General features: G+C 73.7%; 9 protein-coding genes and 1 pseudogene. 5 read left to right on the top strand and 5 right to left on the bottom strand.

Features of this window, described 5'->3' with window-relative positions:
• Positions 1 to 416 precede the first annotated feature (416 nt).
• Positions 417 to 3,224: a DUF7824 domain-containing protein gene (locus tag QI554_RS07125; protein WP_281467087.1), complete on the bottom strand. Its 2,808-nt coding sequence runs from the start codon at positions 3,222 to 3,224 to the stop codon at positions 417 to 419.
• Positions 3,221 to 4,600 (bottom strand): SWIM zinc finger family protein, encoded by a 1,380-nt coding sequence (locus QI554_RS07130; protein ID WP_281467088.1) that lies wholly within the window; start codon positions 4,598 to 4,600, stop codon positions 3,221 to 3,223. Before QI554_RS07130 ends, QI554_RS07125 begins: the two co-directional genes overlap by 4 nt.
• Positions 4,601 to 4,890: 290 nt before the next feature.
• Here QI554_RS07130 and QI554_RS07135 point away from each other — a divergent pair, with 290 nt between their 5' ends.
• Positions 4,891 to 5,757, top strand: a complete 867-nt coding sequence (locus QI554_RS07135; protein WP_281467089.1) for a helix-turn-helix domain-containing protein — start codon at positions 4,891 to 4,893, stop codon at positions 5,755 to 5,757.
• A 165-nt stretch (positions 5,758 to 5,922) separates the two neighbouring features.
• On the opposite strand, the gene QI554_RS07140 is transcribed toward QI554_RS07135, so the two are convergent.
• The 3 genes from QI554_RS07140 to QI554_RS07150 all read right to left on the bottom strand — a co-directional run bounded on the left by QI554_RS07140 (position 5,923) and on the right by QI554_RS07150 (position 8,741).
• The gene (locus QI554_RS07140) at positions 5,923 to 6,159 is read right to left on the bottom strand and encodes a DUF397 domain-containing protein (RefSeq protein WP_281467090.1); all 237 of its coding nucleotides are present in this window, start codon (positions 6,157 to 6,159) and stop codon (positions 5,923 to 5,925) included.
• A 532-nt stretch (positions 6,160 to 6,691) separates the two neighbouring features.
• Positions 6,692 to 7,264: an ATP-binding protein gene (locus tag QI554_RS07145; protein ID WP_281467091.1), complete on the bottom strand. Its 573-nt coding sequence runs from the start codon at positions 7,262 to 7,264 to the stop codon at positions 6,692 to 6,694.
• A gap of 421 nt (positions 7,265 to 7,685) precedes the next feature.
• On the bottom strand, positions 7,686 to 8,741 hold the full coding sequence (locus QI554_RS07150) for a hypothetical protein (RefSeq protein WP_281467092.1): 1,056 nt from the start codon (positions 8,739 to 8,741) through the stop codon (positions 7,686 to 7,688).
• A gap of 249 nt (positions 8,742 to 8,990) precedes the next feature.
• On the opposite strand from QI554_RS07150, the gene QI554_RS07155 reads away from it, so the two are divergent.
• From QI554_RS07155 to QI554_RS07170, 4 genes and pseudogenes are all read left to right on the top strand, one after another.
• The gene (locus QI554_RS07155) at positions 8,991 to 10,040 is read left to right on the top strand and encodes an acyl-CoA dehydrogenase family protein (protein WP_281467094.1); all 1,050 of its coding nucleotides are present in this window, start codon (positions 8,991 to 8,993) and stop codon (positions 10,038 to 10,040) included.
• The gene (locus tag QI554_RS07160) at positions 10,040 to 11,227 is read left to right on the top strand and encodes an acyl-CoA dehydrogenase family protein (protein WP_281467096.1); all 1,188 of its coding nucleotides are present in this window, start codon (positions 10,040 to 10,042) and stop codon (positions 11,225 to 11,227) included. Before QI554_RS07155 ends, QI554_RS07160 begins: the two co-directional genes overlap by 1 nt.
• A 607-nt stretch (positions 11,228 to 11,834) precedes the next feature.
• Positions 11,835 to 12,566, top strand: a pseudogene (locus tag QI554_RS43530) (serine/threonine-protein kinase); the annotation flags it as partial.
• 2,463 nt (positions 12,567 to 15,029) lie between these two features.
• Complete coding sequence (locus QI554_RS07170) at positions 15,030 to 16,649, top strand: ABC transporter substrate-binding protein (RefSeq protein ID WP_281467100.1); 1,620 nt, start codon at positions 15,030 to 15,032, stop codon at positions 16,647 to 16,649.
• The last annotated feature ends 185 nt before the right edge of the window (positions 16,650 to 16,834 follow it).

Here is a 16,834-nt window from a genome sequence, read left to right on the forward strand (position 1 = left end):
TGCGCCGGAGGCCGCGACCGCCGGTCACGCGGCCGACGCCGTCGCCCGTCGAGTCGCGCCCGCACTCCTCGGCGCAGGGCCCGCCGGTCGGAGCGGCCTCAGAGCGTCACCGCACTGAAACCGCTGTGCCTCGGGGCGGTCTCAGGCCGTCAGCGCCTCCTGCAGGCGCTTCGCCTCGCGGACCGCCCTCGAACCGCCCTTCGCCGCGGCGAGGGCGGCCAGCCCGGCAAGCACACGCCAACACGCGCGGCCGCGGTTCGTGCGCCTGAGTCCGGGGACCGCCGGTCACGCGTCTGCGCCGTCGCCCGTCGAGTGGCCGCCGCGCTCCTCGAGGCGCGAGCGGGTGACCCGGCAAGCACCTACGCCCGTCAGCTCGGTCCCCGCGTCGGGGGGCGAGTCCGCCGGTCGGGGCGGACTCAGGCCGTCAGCGCCTCCTGTAGGCGCTTCGCCTCGCGGACCGCCCTCGAACCGCCCTTGGCCGCCGCGAGGGCGGCCAGGCCGGGGAGTTCGGCCTTGGCGCCGGACCTCGTCGCGCAGGTTGCGGCCAGGGCCAGGAGGTCGGCGAGGGCCGGGTTGCGGCGGGGTTCGGCGAGGAGGCGGGGCAGGAGGCCGGTCAGCAGGCGCCAGGTCGCTTCGTGGGCGTCGGCGGCCACGGCCTGGGTCAGCGCGGTCGCGACGCGGCCGGCCTTCATGCGGCCCAGCACGACGGCCTGGGCGATCGTGACGCCCAGTTCGGCCGGGTCCCAGTCGTCGCCGCCGCGCGCGGCCAGCGTCAGGTAGCCGTCGACCGCGTGCGCCCGGTCCTCCTCGTCGCGGGCTCCCAGGCCGTACGCGAACGCGAGCGCTGTCCCGGGCCCGGTCCGGCCGTCGGCGGCCGCGAGGAGCGGCAGGACGCCGGTGCCTCCGTCGCCGTTGTCGGCCAGCGACACCAGCGCCATCGACGCGTGCGCCGCGATCAGGTCGCGGTGCCCGGGCGCGACCAGGACCCAGTACGCCATCTCGGTGCGGTCCTGGAACCAGTCCCGCCGCCGGTTGGCGCTCTCCCCCGGGTCCTCGACGCCGCACAGCGCAGAGGCGACCATGTCCTCGGCCATCGACGCGTCCGCGGGCCCCACCGTCGCCAGGAGGTCGAACCCGTAGAGGTGCGCCGACCGCTCGGCCAGCCACACGCGGGCCGCCGCGATCCGCTCGTCGAGCGTGCCTGTGATCGCCGGCCGGTTGCTCGAGCCCGGCAGGTCCGAACGCCACTGGTAGGGCCACGACGTCAGGAACATCTGTACGGCGACCTCGGGCCCGGTGTAGCCGCCCGCGCGCATCAGCGCCGCCGTGCGCTTGCCCTCGGGCGAGGTCAGTTCGTCCGCGCGTGCGAGCACCGCGGGGTCGATGTCCTTCGGGAGCCGCAGCAGTGCCTGGCCGAGGTCGTACGGCCATGGCGTGCGCCCCGCGGCCTCGTACGCGGCCAGTCCCGTGACGAGCGCGTCCGGGTCGACGTACCCGGCGGCGTCGGCGGGCCGGGCCAGGTGCGGGTCGGCCTGCGGCGTGCGGAGCCGGCGGGCGACCTCGTGCAGGCGCATCAGGTGGACGCGGTGCGGTCCCGGCAGGGCGTCGTGCGGTGTCAGGGCCGGCCCGTCGCCGGCGAACAGCCTGCGGAACCAGCCCATGGCCCCGCCGAGCCGGCTCGCGGCGGCGACCAGGGCGCCGAGCGCGCCCACCGTGCGGTTCGCCTGCCAGTCGTTGTGGCTGAGCGGCCGGTGCTTGGCGTCCAGCGGTGCCACGGCCTCGGCGAGCGCCTCGCGGTCGCGGGCGTGTTCGCGCAGCAGGCCGTCGACGACGCGTTCGAGCGCCCACGGGTCGGCGTTCGCCGTTGCCCTGCCGGACCACGGATTCTGCATCGTGGTCGCGAACAGGACGGTGAGCTCCTCCGTCAGTTCGTCGAGCCCGTCGATCGGCTGCGGCAGTTCGCGCGGCGCGGGCAGCGGCGGGCGCACGGGCCCGGCGAGCTTATCGGCGGCCGGCACCGGGTCGCCGACGAGGGCGGCGAGGTCGGCCCGCAGGGTGTCGTCCACCAGTTCGGCCGAGGCCCGCAGTTCGTCGCGCAGCACGGCCGCCTGATCGGCCGACAGCTTCGGCAGGTGCTTGGCCGCCGTGTTCAGCGCCCGCTCCTGGAGGTCCGCGCTCTCGTGGGTGAACACGGTCGTCACGGTCGCCAGCACCTCGCCCGCGCGGTCGCGGTGCCGGGCGGCGGCCTTGTCGAGCCAGGTCAGTTGTGCCCGGACCAGCTTCTTCTCGGGCCGGAACAGCACCGCGCGGCCGGCCTCGACGAGTTGCTCGACGGTCAGGCCGCCCGCTTCGTCGAGGCGGCGCAGTGCGGCCTGCGCGATCTCGGCGAACGCGGCCGGGCTGTCCGGCAGCAGCCGCAGGTACACGGTGACGCGGGCGGCGGCCTCGGCGTCGGTGACCTCCAGGCCGTCGTACAGCCGTCGGAAGCCGCGTACGTCCACGGCCGCAGACACCCCGAGCAGGAACCGGGTGAGCAGCGCGTCGAGGTAGCCGCCGCGGTCGACGACGTCGTGGTCCGCGAGCGTGCGGAGCGCGCGCGACCAGCACCGTTCCGGGCGTTCCTCGTTCCCGCGCTCGTCGCTGTCGACGCGGCGGCCGAGCTGCTCGACGCCGCACAGCAGCGGCACGAACTCGCGGGCCCGCCGGTCGGCGTGGAGCGCCTGGACGAGCGTGCCCCGCATGCGCTTGATGCCCATCGAGTCGTACCAGCCGCGCACATAGCCGTCGGTCCGCGGGATCGGGATGCCGGCGGCGACGACGAAGAGGTCGGCGAGCTCCCAGTCGGCGAACAGGCTGTCAAGGGTCAGCCGATTTGCGAGGCGTTGCGCGATGTCGGGCAACCAGGCGGCGTTGCGCTGCGTTATGACGGTCATGACGGCGTCTTTGGCGGCCCGGGTGTCCGCGAACCCGCGCAGGTCGCGGCGGGTGAGCCATTGACTGACGCCTGCCGCCCCGCCGACGCACGCCGCGCCCACGACGCCGAGTTGGACGAGGACGTCGCGGCGGGTCTGCCACGTGGCCGTGTAGTCCTTGAGCGCCGCTTTGAGGTCCGGCACCAGTGTGCGCCGTTCGGCCTCGGTCAGCCCGTCGAACAGCGGCGGCAGCGCGGCGGCGCCGCCGGTCCCGTACGCGGCCTGGACGTCGCTCCACGTCGGCGCGGTCACGCCTTCACCTCCACGGTGCTCCGGTCGTCGGCCGCGGCGCGCGCGGTCAGTTGGGCGGCGAGGACATGCTTGCAGGGGCCGCGCCCGCCGCGGTGCCCGGCCCACCATTCACATGTGCAAGAGCCGTCTCCGCTTAGCCGGACGGCGTACGTAGCGGTGTCGCCGATGACGCGCGCGGTGTCCCCTGCGAGGCTGACGCGGTGTTCGGCGACGAGTCGGCGGGCGTGCCGCAGCCGCGGGTTCATGTGCTCGACACGGCCGGTGTCGTACGGCAGTTCCCGGTGGAAGTACGCGGCCTCGGAGACGTCGTACCCGATGCGCCCGGCGGTACCGAGCCGCGTCAGTGCCGCGCGGACCCGCTCGGGGGTGAGCCCGGACTCGAGCGCGAGCGCGCCGATCTCGACGCGGGGTTCCCAGGCGAGCAGTGCCGCGACGAGGTCGGCGTCGTCGGCGGCGTGCGGGTCCGCGAGGCCGGCGAGGACGGCGCCTTCTCCGGAGAATCCGCGCGCGGCGTCGGGCGAGACGGTCAACGTGAGCCGCATGCCGGGGAGTTCGACCTCCCAGGCGGACGCCTGCGGCCCTTCTCCGGCGCGTACGGCGGGCCCGTACACGCGCAGGGCGGTGGCGTGCCGCAGGACGCGCGTGAGGGCGCGCAGCCGGTCGGGGCCGGCCAGGCACACGGCGCCGGGGCTCGCGGCGGACGCGGCGCGGAGCGTGCCGGCGGCGGGGACCGCCCACAGCACCTGGCGGGTGTTCCTGGGCAGGCTCCGCAGGAACCGCGCCGCGGCGGCCGCGCCGAGTTCCGCGCGCAGGTCGAAGCGGGAGGCGATGACCTGGACTTCGGCGAAGCCGCGCAGCCAGCGTTCGGGCAGCGGGACCTTCTTCTCCACGACCGGGCCGTCGAACGTGGTGACGGTGACGTCGTCGGGGCCGACGGCGACGTGCAGCGGATCGCCGCCGCCGACCATGGCGAGGGCTTCGCGCAGCGGCGCGTTGACGTCGACGTTGGTGGTGCCGGTGCCGAGCATCTCGCCGTCGATACCGGCGGCCAGGACGTCGAGGCGGGCGTAGACGCCGCCGCAGCCGGAGAACGACTCGAAGCGCAGCCGGTCGCCGTTGCCGGTGACCACCGGGTCGAGTGAAGCCCGGTTCTGCGGCTGCCAGTAGCGGGTCGCGGCGACGTCGGCGACGGCGAGCAGTCCGCCCGCGGCGGCCTGCGGCGCGGTGAGGAATCCGGAGAAGAACCGCGGGAACGGCGCGAGTCCGTGCGACGTGAGGCCGCCGCCGGTCTCCAGCGCGAGCGCGGGGGCGCCGTCCGAAGCGGCGCGGACCGCCGACGGGCGCAGATAGGTCAGGGAGTGCGTGGTGGACGCCATGTCCGCAACGTACGGCGGGAGTCCGACAGAAGCGGCACCGGCGCAGGTCACCGCGCCGCCGCGGGGCCGATCGGCACGCGCCCGGCGTACGCCCCGTGGCGTACCCTGGCGCAACCTTTCGGCCGTTTCACCGGTCTCACTCACGACACACCGTCAGGTCGGCGATCCCCCACGGGGATCAACGACCCGGGCAAGATGGCGTAAAGCAACCGTTGATCCCGCGGTTCGGGGGACACGCGAGATGGCGCTGTCATACTATGCGCTGGTCCATTCTGCCGGAGGTAGGACGTATGCCCACAGCGCAGCCGGGGAGCGGCTCGACGGTTCGCCGTATTCTCCTCGGTTCCCAACTCCGCCGACTCCGCGAGGCCAAAGGCATTTCGCGCGAGGAGGCGGGGTATGAGATCCGCGCCTCCGAATCGAAGATCAGTCGAATGGAGCTGGGCCGTGTCAGCTTCAAAGACCGCGACGTCGCGGACCTGCTGACGATGTACGGCGTGACGGACGAGACGGAGCGTGAGGCTCTGCTGAACCTTACCCGGGAGGCGAACGCCACGGGCTGGTGGCACAGTTACGGTGACATCCTGCCGAGCTGGTTCCAGGTGTACGTAGGCCTGGAAGAAGCGGCGTCGGTCATCCGTACCTACGAAGTGCAATTCGTACCCGGTCTGTTGCAGACCCCGGACTACGCGCGGGCGGTGGTGGTCGCGGGGCAGCCCAACGCCCCCGTGTCCGAAGTCGAGCGCCGGGTGGGGCTGCGGACGCAGCGTCAGCTGATCCTGAACCGGGACCGGCCGCCGCGCGTGTGGGCGGTACTGGACGAGGCGGCACTGCGCCGGCCGATCGGCGGGCGCGAGGTGATGCGCGGTCAGATCCAGCACCTCATCGACTCGGCGGCGCTGCCGAACGTGACGGTGCAGGTGATGCCGTTCCGGTTCGGCGCGCACGCGGCCGAGGGCGGCCCGTTCACGCTGCTGCGGTTCCCGGAGCCGGATCTGCCGGACGTGGTCTACCTCGAGCAGCTGACGAGCGCGCTGTACCTCGACAAGCGCGACGACGTCGACCAGTACACCGAGGTGATGGAGCGGCTGAGCGTCGACGGCCTGCCGCCGGACCGCAGTGTCGACCTGCTCGCGAGGATCCTCAAGGAGACCTGACCGGCCGGGCCGCGCCGAGGTGTTACCGAGTGCGCTGAAGTGCGCTGAACACCTTCCGACGCGACCCGGGCGCGTTACCCGGCCCGAAAGCACGGTGGGCGTTTCGCCGTGCCCGCGTTTCGCCGTGCGGGCCATGTGCGGCCCGGAGCGGAGGGTCGTGGACGGTCAGGCGATGAGGTTGTCGAAATCGCCGTCCTTGGCGCCCAGGATGAGCGCGACGATCTCGGCGCGGGTGTAGATCAGGGCGGGCCCGTCAGGGAACCGCGAGTTCCGCACGGCTATGTCTCCGTCGGGCAGCTGGGCCATCTCGACGCAGTTGCCCTGCGAGTTGCTGCGCCGGCTCTTCTGCCACGCGACTCCGTGCAAAGACCCGGCCGGCATCCCGTTGTGCGTTCCGTGCATGACATCTCTCCTGGACCTCTTGCCGGGCGAACCGGCGACGATTGCCCACCCCCGGTGGTACGACCTGTGCCGTTCGTCGCGCCCGAGTCCGGGGCCTGCCTGGGCTGCCCCGGCATCGTTCGCCGTGTCCCTGCCTCTTGTATCTGCACGTGCATCTGACCATGCAAATGCAGCGTACGGTGTGATGATAGCGCACGGCCCCAGGCCGCCACGCAAGCTCGGGAAGCCCTATATCCAGCATTACAGGAAGGCCCTAAGAAGGGCTTAAGAATGCCGGGCCGAAGGGCGCCGAAAACGTTCACAACGAACCTGCGGCGGCAAAATCGCCCAAGCCGGACGGAATTTTCGGACAAGCCACCGCACAACCCGCAGGGCCGCTTCGCGCTAATCACGGAACGCGAATACGCAAATACCCGGAGCGGTGTTCCCGCCCCGCGCTTCCTATATACAACGCGCGGGAAGTGCGGTCCCGTTGCCGCACTTCCCCGGATGTGATGAATTCCTCTTCACCACGGCCGCCGACCGGGGCGGACTATTGCCCGGGTATCTGGAACATCGCCCAGACCACTTTCCCGGTCCGTCCGGCCACGCCGGTCAGCGGAAACCAGCCCCACGAACTACTGAAACATTCGACGATGTGAAGTCCGCGGCCGGTTTCCGCGCCGTCGCCGAGGTCCTGCGGCGCGGGCAGTCCCGCACCGGGGTCCTGGACGGCGCACATGACCCTGCGCCCCTTGCGCAGCATGGCGAGCTGGACCGGGTGGCCGGCGGTACCGGGGTCGGCGGCGGTGTCCCGCGCGCCCCCCGTGTCCGTCGCGGCACCCGGCTCGCCCGACGCGCCGACGCCGTGGCACAGCGCGTTGGTCACCAGCTCGGAGACCACGAGGGCCAGGTCGTCGGACAGCTGGGCGGCTCCCCAGCGGGCCAGCGTGTCCTGCGCGAAGTCTCGGGCGGCCTTGACCGAGTCGCGGCGCGGCCCGAGGGCGCGTACCGCGATGTCGGTGACCGGTCCGGACTCGGCCGCGAGCGCGTCGTCGTCGCCCAACGGGTCCATCCGGAAGAGGGTGGCCACGGAGAAGCCCGCGGCGGCACTGGCGGCGGTCATATGCACCTCCGGGCGGGCACCCGACCCGGACGCGCCGTCCGTGTCCCTCGTAACAACACCGGGCCCGCTCCGGTGCCGCGGTGGGACTTGCCGACCACCGTCATGCCTCCCGTGAATCGACCCGGATCCGATGCGTATCCACGCGTGTACATACCCGCGTGTGCACCCTGTTCATTATGTCGATGCTCACGGCGGGTGCAAGACCAGATGCACGTGCAGTCTCGTAAATTGCAGCTGCAAGCCTCGGATGCACGTGCATCCAAAGCATGCACGCGACCTCTGGACCGCATTTCCGGCGAGATTTCCGATTTGTTGACGCGTGGTCGCCGTCACACCCCGCAACGCGAACGGGCGGCCCCGCGGATGCGGGGCCGCCCGTCGGCGGAGTGGGCTCTGGCCGGGCGCACGGCCCGTCCCGGCGTCAGACCGCGGACGCCGCCCGGTTCGCCGGAGCGTCCGAGGAACCGCTCGCGGAGGCGCCGCCGCGGCCCAGCGGCAGCAGGGCGATGCCCGGGACCAGGATCAGCGCGATGCCGGGGATCAGGATGTACCAGGGCACCTGCTCGACCTTGCTGTTCTTCGCGTCGTACGACGGGATGCTGTCGGCCTGGTGGAAGCTGTCCACGTTCGTGCCGATGTCGTTGACCATGCTGTCGAAGCGGTGCAGGATCCGCGGCGTCTGCGCGAGGCCCTTGCCGACCTCCTGGTACTGCGACGAGAGGCCCGCGGTGTACTGCTCCGGGGTCTGCTTCGCGGCGGCGGCCAGGAACGGGATCGCCTTGGTCTGCATCTCGTCGGCGAACGCCTTGAGGGTGTTCATGTCGTCACGCGACTGCGTGTAGCCCTCCTGCGTGAAGGTGGGCCGGAACGCGTCGAACATCTCGGCCGCCGCCTTGGTCTTGCCGAGCTGGTCGGTGGCCAGCGTGCCGGCGACCATCACCACGCCCAGCGCGACCGAGGTCGCCAGCGCGATCGTCGGGACGACCGAGCGGCCGGGGCGGAACGAGAAGAACAGGCCCGCCGCGCCGACCACGGTCAGGATGATGCCCGGCACCAGGAACAGGTAGGTCACGCCGGTGTTGGGCACGTCCGCGGTGGGGATCTCGTCGGCGGTGCGGAAGTTCGGGCCCTGCTGCTCCATGACGGTCACGAGGTGCTCGAACCGCGGCATGATCGTGTCGACGTCCTTGAGGCCCTTGCCGACCGCCGGGAACACGCTGCCGAGCAGCACCTGCAGCTGCTCGGGCGTCTGACCGTTGCGCGCCGCGAGCTGCGGGAGGGTCTCGGTCTTCAGCTGCTTGAGCATCAGCTGCATGGTGACCAGGTCGTCGCGGCTGGTCTTGAGGCCCTCCTTCGACATCGCGTCACGGAACGTGTCCTGGACGTTGTCGACGCCCTGGGTCTTCTTGGGCAGGCCGTCGGCCAGCGGGAAGACGATCAACCCGATGCCCAGCAACAACACCAGTGCCAACGCCACACGGCGGAACGTACGCACAGCCGGAATCTCCCTTCGCCCACCGCGCGGGCCCTTCGGCCGGGGCACGGGGTGGCCGTGCGGACCGGGCCGGGCGCAGGAGCGTTACTTCGCGGATGAGTCACTCGCAGGTAGGAGATCCTTGCAGCCGTTCACCACGAGGTCACCTACCGGCGGGTAATGTCACGTGATCGAGATCTTCGAACACATTTGACCATGTCAACGTAAGACGCCCGGTTGTACGGTGCCCCGGTGGACTTGGAACTGACGACGGACGAGAAGACCGTCCGGGACGCGTTCGCGCGCTTCTTCGCGGACCGCTGCCCCGTCTCCGTGGTCCGGGACGCCGAGCCGCTGGGCCACGCCCCGGCGCTGTGGGCCCGCCTCCGCGAGACCGGCGCCCCGGGTATGGCGGTCCCCGACAAACACGGCGGCGGCGGCGCGACCGCGCTCGACCTGGTGCTGCTGATGCAGGAGGCCGGCCGCGTGCTGGCCCCGCTGCCGCTGGCCGAGCACCTCGCCGCCACCCGTACCCTCGCGCGCACCCCCTCCGGACTCGCCGCGCCGTGGTTCGCGTCCCTCGTGGACGGCGACACCGTCGCGGCCGCCGCGCCCCGCCCGGCCCGGGACGGCGTCGCCCGCCTCGTGCCCGGCGGCGCCGTCGCCGACGTCGTGGTCGCCCTGGACGACGACCAACTCGTCGCGGTGCGCTCCGACGCCCCCATGGAAGCCCCGCCCAACCACGCCAGTGCCCCGCTCGCCGACCGCGACCTGCGCACCGGCGAGCGCGTCGTACTCGCCGACGGCGCCGAAGCCGCCGCCCTGTTCGCGCGCATGGTCGCCGACTGGCAGCTGCTGACCGCCGCCGCACTCGGCGGACTCGCTGCCCGCGCACTGGAGATCGGCGTCGAGTACACCCTCGAACGCCGCCAGTTCGACCGGCCGATCGCCGCGTTCCAGGCCGTACAACAGGGCCTCGCGGACCTGGTCGGCCCGATCGACGGCGTCACCTTCCTCACCGCGCGCGCCGCGTGGACGCAGGACGAGGGCGACCAGGCCGAGTCCGAGCGGCTGGCCTCCATGGCCTTCCTGGCCTCCGCCGAGGTCGCGCGCGACGCGACGTACGCGGCACTGCACTACCACGGGGGCTACGGCGTGACCTTGGAGTACGACATCCAGCTGTTCTTCCGCCGGGCCCGCGGCTGGCCGCTGGTGCTGGGCGATCCCGAGGACGAGTACCTGCGGCTCGCCGACCGGCTGTTCGGTCCCGTCGGCGCGGCGGGCACGGAGGTGGCGGGCTGATGGACTTCGCACCCAAGCCGTCCGTCGAGGAGTTCCGCGCCTCGATCCGCCGCTTCATCGCCGACCACCTCACCGCCGAGATGGTCGAACGCGCGCACCGCACCGGCACGTTCCACGACTGGGACTTCCACCGCACGCTCGCCGCCACCGGCGTCATCGCCGAGGGCATGGCCGGCCCGGGCCGCGCCACCGGGCGCGACCCGCTCGAACTGTACGTACTGTTCGACGAGCTCGGCCTCGCCGGCGCCCCCTTCTACGGACTCGCCAACGCGATGCTGGTGGCCGGGATCATCGAGCAGATCGGCAGCGACTTCCACATCCGCGAGGTACTGCCGAAGTTCCACAGCGGCGAGGCGATCGCGGCACTCGGCTACTCCGAGCCGGGCTCCGGGTCCGACGTCGCCGCCGCGGCCACCCGCGCCGAACGCGTCCCCGGGCACCCGGGCGACGAGGCGGTGTGGCTCGTCAACGGGCAGAAGATGTTCACCACCCTCGTGCACGAGGCCGGGTACGTCATCCTCCTCACCCGCACCGACCCCGACCTCCCCAAGCACCGCGGCCTGACGATGTTCCTGGTGCCGATGGACCTGCCGGGCATCGACTTCCAGGCCATCGAGACGATGGGCGGCGACCGCACCAACATCACCTACTTCACCGACGTGCACCTGCCCGACCGGTGGCGGCTCGGCGAGGTCAACGGCGGCTGGGACGTCATGAAGGTCGCCCTGGCGTACGAACGCGGCGTGTTCGGCAACATGAACCAGGGCGTGACGCTGCTGCGCCGCTTCGCGGAGTGGGCGCGCACCGCCGAACGCTCCGACGGCACCCGGCTGATCGACGATCCCGGCGTGCGCCGCCGCCTCGCCCGCATCGCCGTCGACAACGAGATCACCGGACTGCTCGCGCTGCGCCCCGCGCTGCTCGCCAGCCAGGGGCGGCTGCCGACCACCGAGGGATCGGTCGCGAAGCTGTTCGCGAGCGAGGCCTACAACCGCGCGGCCGAGGCGTGCCAGGAGATGGCGGGCACGGCCGGACTGCTGTCGCCGGTGCGCGGGGACGGTGGGGACTGGGGGTTCGTCGACCTGGCGGCGCGCGACGCGCCGGTCACCGCGATTTACGGCGGGACGAGCGAGATCCAGCGCAACAACATCGCGGAACACCGGCTGGGCCTGCCTCGGGCCCGGTGAGGCGGGCGCTCCGCACTGCGGCGGGGCCTCACGACACGGGCGCGGACGGGTGGTTTCCGTCCGCGCCCGTTGCGGTGCGGCCCGGCCGGGTTCGCCGCCGTGGAGGACCACGGGTTCCCGCCACACCGCGTGATCTCACGCACACCTCGGACACCCCGCCCGCGTCCGGGCGTTCGGGCCCGGGCCGGGCGATGCGCCCGATGCGTCACGGCGGCCCGGCCGGTGGTGCTTTCACCCGATCCGGCGTGATGCGCGACAGCTCCGACCGGGTGGCATATGCCAATTGCCCCGGTTACCCGACGCCAACCCGGCGCCCACACGGTGGTTGGCCCAACTGCCTTGCGGCGCCCGTGTTCCGGAGTGCGGAGCTACCCGCCGGTATAACGGATCGTCAACACGCGATGAACTGACGGTGCCCGACGATGGCGCATAAGCCGGTCTTAACTTCTGGCAGACTGCGTCCCCGTCCGGTGGGACAGTCGCCTGACGGCCTGTGCGTGGCACGCACGCGTGGGGCGCGTACCCACGAGGTGGCCTCGATCGCAGGTCCGGCGCGGCGGTGGCCGCGGCGCCCGTCCGCGCGGTCCGGGCCGAACGAGGGAGTGCGATGCGGCCCCTGCACAAGGACGATCCACGCCAGATCGGCGGCCACCGCCTCGTCGCGGTGCTCGGCGAGGGCTCGGTCAGCCAGGTCTTCCTCGGTGCGACGCCCGCCGGCCGGCCGATCGTACTCAAGGCCGTGCGGCCGCTGCCCGCCGCCGACCCGAACTTCCGCGCGCGCTTCGCGCAGGAGGTCACCGCGGCGCGCAAGCTGGCCTGCCCATACGCCGTCCCCGTCGTCGACGCCGACACCGACGGTCCGGTGGCGTGGATCGCCACCGCGTACATGCCGGGCCCCCCGCTGGGCGAGGCCGTCGAGGCGTACGGTCCGCTCCCGCCGCAGACCGTCCAGGTCCTGGCCGCGGGACTGGCCGACGCGCTCGACGCCATGCACACCGTCGGGCTCACCCACGGACGCCTCGCCCCGAACCAGGTCGCGCTGGCGCCCGACGGACCGCGCGTGGTCGACCTCGGCGTCGCCCGCTCCCCCGACGGGCCCGCCGTCACCGAGACCGGGCTCATCATCGGATCGGTGCTGCCGGCACCGGCGTTCCGCGCCCCCGAACAACTGGACGGCGGCGTCGCCGGGCCCGCGGCCGACGTGTTCTCGCTCGGCTGCGTCCTGGTGCACGCGGCGACCGGGCGCGGCCCGTTCGGCAACGACGACACCCCGGGCGTCCGCGAACGCGTCGTGCGGGGCACCCCCGACCTCGACGGCCTGCCGTCGTGGCTGCGCGAGTTGGCGGCCGCCTGCCTCGACAAGGACCCCGACCGACGCCCGACCGCCGACCGCGTCCACGCCGCTACGACCGGCGGCCTCGACGGACCCGGCTGGCTGCCCAGGCCTCTCGCGGCCGAAGTCGCCCAGCGGGCGGCGACGTTGTGGTCGTACGTCTCGATGCAGACCGACGACGAGGGCGTCCCGACCGGCAACGCCACCCCGTTCGCGGCCCCACCGACCTCGGGCGCGGCCGAGGCCCGGCAGGGCCCCGGTGTCGGTCCGACGAGCCAAGGTGCCGGAACGGCCGCAGGGTTCGCCGACATGCCGGACGCGGGAACGGGCCCGGGCGCGCGTGCAGGCATGCCGACGAGCACACCCCCGACGGCCGGACGCCCCGCCACACCGCCGCCTCCACCAGGACCGCCCCCGAGCCCAGGCACCCGCGCCCGGACGAACAGCGCGTCGGTACCCAGCCCGGCACCACCGGTCGACGGACGACCTGTCGTACCACCGGCCCCGCCGACGCCGCCCCCGGTCCCCGGCGGAGCGGCAGCGGGCAACCCCTCGACGCCGAACCGCCCGACGACGCCGCCACCGCCGGCCGCCGGCGCGGGAGCACACGCGCAAGCGGCGGCGAACACGAACCGTCCACCGGCCCCGCCGATGCCCCCGACCCCGCCGCCTCCGGTCGGCCCACAGGGAGCGACGGGACCAGCCGCGCCCCCGAACCCCGCAGTGAGTCCAGCTACCCCGGCGGCACGCCCGACCGCCCCGCCGCCGCCCCCGCCCGGCCCGCCACCGGTCGTCACAGACGCGGCTCCCGCCGGCCGACCGACCGGCGCGGGCGGAGCCGCAGGCGTCTCCTCACCTACCGGACCGGCGAGCACGCCCATCCCCCAGCCGAGTTCCGCCGCGCCTGCGGGAACTCCTGCGGCAACGCCGCCGCGTCCCGACGCACAGCCGCCCAACGCGCCGACCCGCACCCCGGCGACGCCGCCCCGGCCCGGCACGGCGGGGCGTTCGGGCGCACCCCCGGCCGGCAGACCGACGAGTCCGGCCGAGAACACCGCACCGCTGCCCGCCCCTTCCGACGCCGCCGCAGACGCCGCGTCAACCGGAACCCCGTCCGCCGGACAGGCGGGTCGATCGACCTCACGGCCGGCTTCCGCGTCGGGCTCTGGCGCTCACCCGAGTTCCGGCACAGCCCCCGCGTCGGCATCGGGCCCCGCGAACCCGGGCGCGAACGCGGCGGACAGCGCGTCGCCGCCGGCACCGCGCGGAGGCCTGCCCACCGGATCCGCACCCGCGTCGCGCACGCATGCGCCCGATCACGCCGCAGCGCCGCACGCTCCGGGCCAGGAGCCCCCGGACTCGCGCACCGCGACCACGCCGCCTGCGGCCCCTGTGTCGCGATTCGGCGCTCCAACGAGTTCGAGCACCGACACCGCGCCTGCCTCGGGACCCGCGAACCCGGCCGCGGACACCGCAGCGAGCGCGACATCCTCCGCACAGCACTCAGGACCCCTTACCAGATCCGCGACCACGCCGCCCGCGGCTCACACGTCGACTCCTGGCGCTCCGTCGAGTTCAGCCCCAGATGCCACGCGGTCCGGCGGCCCGCGCGACGCGGTGCCACACGCACCGTCTACCGACACGCCCTCTTCGGCGGCATCCCGAGGTCGACGCTCGGGCGACGCTCCGCCTGGCGCGACTTCGTCCGGCGAGGTGCTACCTCCCCGTTCGGTCACACCGCCGGGCGACAGCCGTGGTCGAGCGCAAACCGCCGCAAGTGCGCCGCCTGCGTCCACGCCGTCTGCGGGTTCTGCCTCCGTGTCGTCCAGCGCCTCGTCCTCGTCGAGAGCCTCGCAGGCAGGTCCCGTCGACGACGCGGGCGGTCCGGGGCGTAGGCGTGCTGGTCGGCACTCCGGTCAGCCAGGCACGCCTTCGGCCCCCGACACCGGCCGGAACGCCGACACCACGGTCCAGCCCGGCGGGACCACTCAGCCCGTCGTGACGCCGCCGTCCCCTGGTTCCCCCGCCTCGTCGCCCACGGCGGGCCCGGCCGCCGAGGCGGCGGTCGGCGGCGCGTCTGAGTCCGTCGTACCGCCGTCGTCTGCCGGGCCGTCGGATGCGGCCTCCTCGGCCGCCCCGTCCGGCGGACGGCGACGTGCCCGGTCGGGGGCCGGTTCGTCCGACAGCGCCACACCGGACGGCACAGCGAACTCGATTCCCCACCCCGCGACTTCGCCGGAGGACGACGCCCCCACCGGCAGGCGTCGGGCCGGCGCCTCGTCGGGCGAACAGAACGTCGGACGCCCGGCGAGCCCGCCGGATTCCCCCACGTCGCTCGGCGGCGGTTCGGATCCCGGTGCCGCGGGCTCGCGTGGTTGGGGCAAGGGTCGGCGACGACGTACAGACCACAGCTCCACTGCTTCGTTCGGGGGCGCGGCGGAGGCGTTCCCGGGCGACGGCTCCGGCGGCGTGGGCGGCACGGGCGGCATCGGCGGCGCCAACGGGTCGTGGCACGACGACCCGCTCGACGACGAGATCATCGAGGCCGAACTCGTCGATGACGACGAGCCGTTGCCGCCCCGCGCGGCCGCCGGTCCCGCCGAGGGCCCGTCGGGCCATCGGCGTCCGGGCCGGGCAGGAGGCGGCGCTTCGGCTCCCCCACCGGGCGGACGTCGTGCGTCCACGCCGCCCCCGTCGGAACCCCGGCACGCGGCGAAGCCGGAGCAACCGGAGGAACCCTCGGGCACTCCCCCGGTCGTGAACCGGCGCCGGTTCCTGACCTGGGCGGCCGGCGGGGCCGCGGTGATCGCGGGTGCTTCGACGGGGGCGATCCTGTGGGGCGGTGGCGACGGCGGTACGTCCGTGCGCGCCGATCCCGCGGGGGCGCCGCCGACGTACTTCCCGCCCGCGCCTCCGGTGGCTCCGCTGCGCCTGTCGCTGATGGACTCGTCGCTGCCGAACGACCAACTGGCCGCCCTGCAAAGCGATTTGCAGCAGAGCGGCGGGCGCGTCCGGCTCGACGTGGAGTCGCTCCCGGCGGCCGGCTACGCCGAGGGCCTGCTCGGCCGACTACGCGGTCCGCAGCCGCCGGACGTGTTCGAGGTCGACCTGCTGTCCCTGGCCGGGCATTTCGCGGCGGGGCGGATCGCCGACATGACCGCGTTCCAGGGCCGGTTCGACACGGACGCGTGGCTGCCCGCACTGCGTTCGGCGGCGCGGGTCGGGGACAAGCTCGTGGCGCTGCCGATGACGGCGTCGGTCCCGGTGGTGCTGTACCACGTCGGCCTGTACGCGGCGGCGGGTGTCGCGGTGCCGCGTACCCGCGAGGAGTGGGTGGACGGCCTGGAGCGGCTGCGGGTCGCGAACGCCGCGAACCCGGCGTTCCGCAGCCTGTACCTGCCGGGCAAGGCGTGGCCGGTTCTGTCGTCGTTCATGTGGGAGGCGGGCGGTGCGCTCGCACTGCGTGAAGGGGACACCTGGCGGGGCGCGTTCGATCTGCCCGGCTCGATCGAAGGGGTGCGGTTCTTCCGGGAGTTGCAGAGCTACGCTCCCGAGGCTCGGGATCTGACGGAGGGCGATTTCCTGCCGGGCGACTGGTTCCGGAGCGGGGCGACGGGGTCGATGATCGGCAGTGCCGCGCTGCACACGGCGGCGATGTCGTCCGTTCCGTCGCTGGAGGGCACGCTGGGCGCGTTCCCGATGCCGGGGCCGCTGCCGGACAAGCCGGGCGCGGTGGGGGTGCGCGGGACGGCGCTCGTGGTGTCGTCGAACTGCCATGACCTGCACGGCGCGGCGGAGGTGCTCGCGGCGCTGGCGTCGGATCCCTGGCGGGCGAAGGTGGCGGCGCTGGGGCGCGTGAACTCGCCTCGGACGGTCCCCGAGTCGGCGGTGCCAGGGCAGAACCCGATGCTCCGGGCGGGTGCGGTGGCGGCGGCGCAGAACGGCCACGCGTACCCGGTCGCGCCGGGCTGGTCGGAGCGGCCGGTGGTGGACTTCGGGCACGCGGTGCTGACCGGCGGGGACGCGCTGGTCGCCGCGGCCGCGGCGAACCAGGTCGTGGCGGCGGAGTTCGGGAAGGCGTCGGCCTAGCGGGCGGCGCGGGCGTGCGGGCCGCTTCTCCGTCGGCCCGTACGCCGACCCCGTGGCCGGAACTCGCCGCCGCCGCACCCCAGCCGAGCCCGACACCGGCAACCGACCCACGTTACGCCGCCCGGGGCCGGGTCGTCTCCTATCCCTGGGAAACGGGGGTTACCGCCCGTATCGCCACCCTACGG

It is taken from the genome of Yinghuangia seranimata (assembly GCF_029953285.1).
Lineage (GTDB): Bacteria > Actinomycetota > Actinomycetes > Streptomycetales > Streptomycetaceae > Yinghuangia > Yinghuangia seranimata.

Bases quoted from the DNA above. Each gene is read 5' to 3' on its own strand.
- QI554_RS07130 (WP_281467088.1), bottom strand. From the start codon at position 4,600: ATGGCGTCCACCACGCACTCCCTGACCTATCTGCGCCCGTCGGCGGTC.
- QI554_RS07135 (WP_281467089.1), top strand. From the start codon at position 4,891: ATGCCCACAGCGCAGCCGGGGAGCGGCTCGACGGTTCGCCGTATTCTC.
- QI554_RS07140 (WP_281467090.1), bottom strand. From the start codon at position 6,159: ATGCACGGAACGCACAACGGGATGCCGGCCGGGTCTTTGCACGGAGTC.
- QI554_RS07145 (WP_281467091.1), bottom strand. From the start codon at position 7,264: ATGACCGCCGCCAGTGCCGCCGCGGGCTTCTCCGTGGCCACCCTCTTC.
- QI554_RS07160 (WP_281467096.1), top strand. From the start codon at position 10,040: ATGGACTTCGCACCCAAGCCGTCCGTCGAGGAGTTCCGCGCCTCGATC.